Source organism: Streptomyces sp. NPDC003036 (assembly GCF_040611175.1).
Classification (GTDB): Bacteria; Actinomycetota; Actinomycetes; order Streptomycetales; family Streptomycetaceae; genus Streptomyces.
In genome coordinates this window covers 91,104-97,371 of sequence record NZ_JBEXNO010000029.1, presented here as the reverse complement: position 1 = coordinate 97,371, position 6,268 = coordinate 91,104, and the positions used below count along the sequence as shown (strand labels likewise).

Below are 6,268 nucleotides of genomic sequence, written 5' to 3'. Positions count from 1 at the left end.
GGGGCGTGGCATAGGCGGCACGGAGACCGACACCTTCCGCATCCTCCACGTCAGCACCGGCAACGTCTGCCTGGACAACCGTCCATCGCGCCACCGGCATGTCCGCTTACGTTCGTCCGAGCCGCGCGCCGCCGGAACGAACGGCGGCCGTACTCAAGGGAGATCGGGGGTGTGCTCGTGCGGATCGGACTGCTGGCCGAGGGCGGGTACCCGTATGCGTCGGGCGAGGCCGGGCTCTGGTGCGACCGGCTCGTGCGCGGGCTCGCGCAGCACGTCGTCGACGTCTACGCGCTCAGCCGCAGCGCCCGTCAGGAGGACGGCGGCTGGGTCTCCCTCCCGCCCCAGGTGGCGCGGGTGCGGACGGCGGCCCTCTGGGAGCCCGCCCAGGACGCCCGCCGCCACGGACGGCACGCGCGCCGCCGGTTCGCCACGCACGTCGGGCAGCTGGCACAGGCCGTGTGCGGCACCCGGGAGGACGCGGTCGACTCCTTCGCCGAGGGGCTGTACGGGCTCGCGGAGCTGGCGCGCGAGAGCGGCGGCCTCTCCGCGGCGCTGCGCTCCGAGGCCGCCCTCCGCGCCCTGGAGTCGGCGTGCCGCGCGCCCGGCGCACGCCGGGGCCTGCACGGCGTCACCGTGACCGAGCTCCTCGCCATCGCCGACCGGCTGGAGCGCGCCCTGCGCCCCCTCTCCCTCGACTGGTACGGCGAGGAGGACGGCCTCGGCGCGGTCGACCTGTGCCACGCCACGTCGGCGGGACGGGCCGCGCTCGCCGGGCTGGTGGCCAAACGCTTCTTCGGAGTCCCGCTGCTGGTCACGGAGTACGGCGTACGGCTGCGCGCGCACTACCTCGCCGGCGCCGAGGCGGGCCTGAGCGCTCCCGTCCGCACCCTGCTCGCCTCCTTCCACCGCCTCCTCGCCGGCGAGGTGTACCGGCAGGCCGCCGTCATCACCCCCGGCAACACGCACGCCCGCCGCTGGCAGGAGCGGTGCGGCGCCGACCGCGCCAAGCTGCGCACGGTGTACCCCGGCATCGACGCCGAGCCGTTCGCGGCGGTGGGCGAGGCCGGGGACAGGGTCGACCCGGGTGTGGCGCGCACGCTGGTGTGGGTGGGGCGCGTCGAACCCGCCAAGGACCTGATCACGCTGCTGCATGCCTTCGCCCGGGTGCGTGAGCGGGAGCCCGACGTACGGCTCCGGATCATCACCGAACCCGGGCGCGGGCGGAACTCCGCGGCGTACCTCGCCCACTGCAAGGCCCTGGCGGCGCGGCTCGTCCCCGCCAGTGCCGCCGGTTCTTCCGACGACGCTCCGGTGGTGTTCGCGCCGCGGTCCGGCGGCCCGGCGGAGGCGTACGCGGCGGGCGGTGTGAGCGTCCTGTCGAGCGCCGTCGAGGGCTTTCCGGCCGGGCTGGTCGAGGCCATGCTCTGCGGCCGCGCGACCGTCTCCACCGACGTGGGCGCGGTCGTCGAGGTCATCGGCGGTACGGGACTGGTCGTACCCCCGCGCAACGCCCCGGCGCTCGCCGATGCCTGCCTGGCGCTGATGCGCGACCCCGAGCGCCGTGCGCGCCTCGGCGCCGCCGCACGCGCCCGCGCACTGGAACTGTTCACCGCCGAGCAGAACGTGGCGGCATTTCGCGGCATTTACCTGGAGCTGCTGTCGCACACCCCGGCGCGCCGCGCCACCGGGGCGGTGAACGCCGCCGGTGACCCCGTGCCCTTCGCCCACCCGGCCGAGGACTTCCTCCAGGGCACCTGGACCGGGCGCCCCGGCACCCCGGCGTGGGCCGAGCGCCCCGTCGGCGCGCCCGTGGGAGGCGGCCGTGGCTGACCCCGTCAGGGCGCTGCTGCTCCGCCACCGGGAGCTGTGCGAGCGCGCCGTCGACCCGCTGGACATCGCCGCGGGCCTGGAGGCGTACGGCATCACCGACCGCACCGCCGCCCGCTTCCGGCACCGCGACGTCTTCTCCTTGGCCGAGGAGCTGTACGCCCGCGTGCCGCGCGCCGCCGAAGGCGAGGCGAGGCCGCCGTCCCCGCCGCCGGCCTCTCCGCCCGAGGCGGGGAGGCGCGTGTGGGTGCCGCTCACGCTGCTCCCCGGCGCCGTCGTCGCGGCCGCCCTGGCGGGCGCCGCCGTGACGAACGGAGTGCTGCGCACCGCCGTCGGCGTGGCCGGGGCGGCCGGGGCCGCCGCCGCGCTCGCCGGGTGCCTGCGGCGAGGGCCGCTGCGGGCGCGCGCCCGGCGCACGGCCCCCGCCGTGCGCGCCTGGCCCGCCCTGCTGCTGCTCGCGTACGCCGCGTACGGCGACGGCCTGCTCGTGGCGATCCTGCGGGGCGGGCCGGACGGGCCGTGGCCCCTCGCCCCGGCGCCGCTCCTGGGGCTGGCGCTCGCGGTGGCGCCCGCCGCCTGGTGCGCGCGGCTCTTCGCCGTACGAGCGCGCCGCCGGCTCGCGGCCGGCCGGAGCCTGCGCGACGTCGCCGCCGCCGTGCGGCCGCTGCTCGCCCTCGCCGTCGTGTCGTACGCCGTGGCGCTGACGGCACTGCTGGCGGCCGCGGGCGCGGCCGTGGCGGCGGTGCGGCCGGCGGACTCCCACGCTGACGGCGGCGGGTCGGGCGCCTTCGTCGCCTTCGGGGGCGTGAGCGGGTTCCTGGCCGCCGTCGCCCTGGGGGTCCTGCTCTTCGCCGCCCGGCTGCTCACCGTCCACGGCTTTCCCGAGCCGGCCGCCGCCGGGCTGCTCGGCGCCTGCGCCGCCGAGGCGCTCGCACCGGCCTCCCTGCTCGCAGGGCGCCTGCCCGGCTGCGAGGTCCTCGCCCGGCCCGTCGAGGCCGCGGTCGTGGCCTGGGGGCCCGGGGCCGTACCGGCCCTCGTCTGCGGCGTGGCGGCGCTGGCCCTGCTGGCGCGCGCCGCGGCCGTCCTCGCCCGGGCCTCCGCCCACGCGGCGCCCTGATCCCACGGCGCCCGCCGTCGCCGTGCCCGCTCGCGGAGCCGACACCGTACGGGCGCGGCGTACAGCCCTCACCCGGTAACACCACCCCAAGGAGAGAACAGACATGACACCCCGAACCCCAGCAACGGCCGGTCGGCACGAAGGGGCCGCGCGATGAGGGTGCTCCTGCTCGGTGCCAACGGCTTCATCGGGCGCTTCGTCGCCGACCGGCTGCTCGCCGACCCCGCCGTGCACCTCACCGCCCTCGGGCGCGGCGACGACGCCGACGTACGCTTCGACCTCGCCGGCGGCAGCCCCGGCGCGCTCACCCGGTTCCTGGACGCCGTCCACCCCGGGGTGGTCATCAACTGCGCCGGCACCACCCGGGGCGGGGCGCGCGACCTGATCCGGCACAACACCGTCGCCGTCGCCACCGTCTGCGAGGCGCTGCGCCGCAGCGGCTGCGGGGCCCGCCTGGTGCAGGTCGGCTGCGCGTCCGAGTACGGGCCCTCGCAGCCCGGCTCCTCCACCGCGGAGGACGCGGTGCCGCGCCCCGGCGGACCGTACGGCGTGTCCAAGCTGGCCGCCACCGAGCTGGTCCTCGGCTCCGGGCTGGACGCCGTCGTCCTGCGGGTCTTCTCGCCCGTCGGGCCCGGCACCCCGGCCGCGTCGCCGCTCGGGCGGCTCGCGGAGGCGATGCGCCGCGCCATGCAGGCCGGTGACGGCGAGCTGAAGCTGGGCGGACTCGGCGCGCAGCGCGACTTCGTCGACGTTCGCGACGTCGCGCGGGCCGTGCACGCGGCGTCCCTCTCCGCCGCGCAGGGCATCGTCAACATCGGCACGGGCCGTGCCGTACGGCTCCGGGACGCGGCCGCCGTCCTCGCGCGCGTCGCCGGTTACGCCGGCTCCCTGCACGAGCTCGACGCTCCGCCCTCCCGGCCCGTCATGGGGGCCCCGGGCCTCGGGAGCTCCGTCATCGGCGCCCAGCGCGGCGAAAGCCTGCCGGACCACCTGGCGGCCGCCCCGCCGTACCCGTACCCCGACGGCTGCGGCAGCTGGCAGCAGGCGGATGTCCGCACCGCGCGGGACCGGCTCGGCTGGCGGCCCCGCATCAACCTGGAGGAGTCCCTCGCCGACATCTGGATGGAGGCGGCATGCCGCATCTGAGGACGGCAGCCCGGCAGGCGGACCTCGCGCGAGGCATGGTGTACGACACGGCGCCGGGCATGGCGCACGGCGCGGCGTACGGGACGGCGTACGGCACGGCCCTCTCCGCGACCGGGCCGGACCGGCTCGGCCTCGGTGTGCCCGGCTACGCCCATCCGCTGCTCGCCCCCGCCGAATGGGCCGCGCTCACCCGCCCGGGCGCACCGCTGCACTGGGCCGTCCTCAACGTCGCGGACGGCCCCGGGACGCGGCCCGACCCGCACTGCCTGGAGGCGGCGGGCCGACTGCGCAACGCGGGCGTGAAGGTCCTCGGACACCTGGACCTGGGCCACGGAGCCCGGCCCTTCGAGGAGCTCGTCTCCGACGCCCAGCGGTACGTCGACTGGTACCGCGTGGACGGCTTCCTGCTGGACCGCTGCCCCGCGGACCGGGCGCACCTCGCCGACGTACGGCGCATGGCGGCCACGCTGGAGGTGCTCCTGGACCACGCCGACGGCGGACACCTGGTGCTGGGCCACGGCGGCCACCCCCACCCCGGGTACGCGCGGATCGCCGGCCAGCTGGTGACCTTCTCCGGGTCCTGGGCCGATTACCGCTGGTCGCAGGCGGCGCAGTGGACGGCGGCCCATCCGCCCGAGCGGTTCGTGCACCTCGTCCACGGCGTGCCGCGCACGCATCTCGACGAGGCGCTGCGCATCGCCCGCTGGCAGGGCGCCGGGACGATCTTCTTCACCGACCAGGCCGAAGACCGGTCCGCGGGGCGCGCGGGACAAACCAGTCCATTCGCGGCGCTGCCCGGCTACTGGGACGAAATCGTCTCGCGTATCGGACCGGGTGTCTCGGAATGAGGAGGGCCGTGGCAGTGTTACGGGGAGAACAACCGTACTGACTACCGACCAACGGAGTCCCCGTGTCGCTGCCACCCCTGGTCGAGCCGGCTGCCGAGCTCACCGTAGACGAGGTCCGCAGGTACTCCCGCCACCTGATCATCCCGGATGTCGGGATGGACGGGCAGAAGCGGCTGAAGAACGCCAAGGTGCTCTGTGTGGGCGCCGGCGGCCTCGGCTCGCCCGCCCTGATGTACCTGGCCGCGGCCGGCGTGGGCACGCTCGGCATCGTGGAGTTCGACGAGGTCGACGAGTCGAACCTGCAGCGCCAGATCATCCACAGCCAGTCCGACATCGGCCGCTCCAAGGCCGCGTCCGCGCGGGACAGCGTCCTCGGCATCAACCCGTACGTGAACGTGATCCTTCACGAGGAGCGGCTCGAGGCCGACAACGTGATGGACATCTTCAGCCAGTACGACCTGATCGTCGACGGCACGGACAACTTCGCCACGCGCTACCTGGTCAACGACGCCTGCGTGCTGCTCAACAAGCCGTACGTGTGGGGCTCGATCTACCGCTTCGACGGCCAGGCGTCGGTCTTCTGGTCCGAGTACGGGCCCTGCTACCGCTGCCTGTACCCGGAGCCCCCGCCGCCGGGCATGGTGCCCTCCTGCGCCGAGGGCGGCGTGCTGGGCGTGCTGTGCGCGTCCATCGGCTCCATCCAGGTCACCGAGGCGATCAAGGTCCTGGCCGGCGTGGGCGACCCGCTGGTCGGCCGCCTGATGATCTACGACGCCCTGGAGATGCAGTACCGCCAGGTCAAGGTCCGCAAGGACCCGAACTGCGCGGTCTGCGGCGAGAACCCGACCGTCACCGAGCTCATCGACTACGAGGCCTTCTGCGGCGTCGTGTCCGAGGAGGCCCAGGAGGCGGCGCTCGGCTCGACGATCACTCCCAAGCAGCTCAAGGAGTGGATCGACGAGGGCGAGAACATCGACATCATCGACGTCCGCGAGCAGAACGAGTACGAGATCGTCTCGATCCCCGGCGCCCGGCTGATCCCGAAGAACGAGTTCCTGATGGGCAGCGCCCTCCAGGACCTGCCGCAGGACAAGAAGATCGTCTTGCATTGCAAGACGGGTGTCCGCAGTGCGGAAGTGCTCGCGGTGCTGAAGTCGGCGGGCTTCGCGGACGCGGTGCACGTCGGTGGCGGCGTCATCGGCTGGGTCAACCAGATCGAGCCGGAGAAGCCGGTCTACTAGGCCTCTGGCCAGGCCTCTGACCAGGCCTGTGGCGGACCTCCTTCCTCACGTCAGCGCGCGGGGCCGGACCCAGGACGGGTCCGGCCCCG

The 6,268-nt window shown here is 75.3% G+C and carries 5 protein-coding genes and 1 pseudogene; all 6 read left to right on the top strand.

Going from position 1 to position 6,268, the window contains the following annotated elements; all coding sequences use genetic code 11:
* A pseudogene (locus ABZX67_RS21960) lies at positions 1-70 on the top strand (protein-tyrosine-phosphatase); the annotation flags it as partial.
* Between the two features lie 107 nt (positions 71-177).
* Positions 178-1,830 carry a DUF3492 domain-containing protein gene (locus ABZX67_RS21955; protein WP_355362673.1) on the top strand — a complete coding sequence of 551 codons (1,653 nt, stop codon included), beginning with the start codon at positions 178-180 and terminating at the stop codon, positions 1,828-1,830.
* Complete coding sequence (locus ABZX67_RS21950) at positions 1,823-2,944, top strand: hypothetical protein (RefSeq protein WP_355362661.1); 1,122 nt, start codon at positions 1,823-1,825, stop codon at positions 2,942-2,944. Before ABZX67_RS21955 ends, ABZX67_RS21950 begins: the two co-directional genes overlap by 8 nt.
* 153 nt (positions 2,945-3,097) lie before the next feature.
* Positions 3,098-4,090 carry an NAD-dependent epimerase/dehydratase family protein gene (locus tag ABZX67_RS21945; protein ID WP_355362660.1) on the top strand — a complete coding sequence of 331 codons (993 nt, stop codon included), beginning with the start codon at positions 3,098-3,100 and terminating at the stop codon, positions 4,088-4,090.
* 59 nt (positions 4,091-4,149) lie between these two features.
* Positions 4,150-4,938, top strand: coding sequence for a spherulation-specific family 4 protein (locus tag ABZX67_RS21940; RefSeq protein ID WP_355362672.1), 789 nt, complete (start codon positions 4,150-4,152; stop codon positions 4,936-4,938).
* A 62-nt stretch (positions 4,939-5,000) separates the two neighbouring features.
* Positions 5,001-6,179 (top strand): adenylyltransferase/sulfurtransferase MoeZ, encoded by a 1,179-nt coding sequence (gene moeZ, locus ABZX67_RS21935; protein ID WP_355362658.1) that lies wholly within the window; start codon positions 5,001-5,003, stop codon positions 6,177-6,179.
* Positions 6,180-6,268 lie beyond the last annotated feature (89 nt).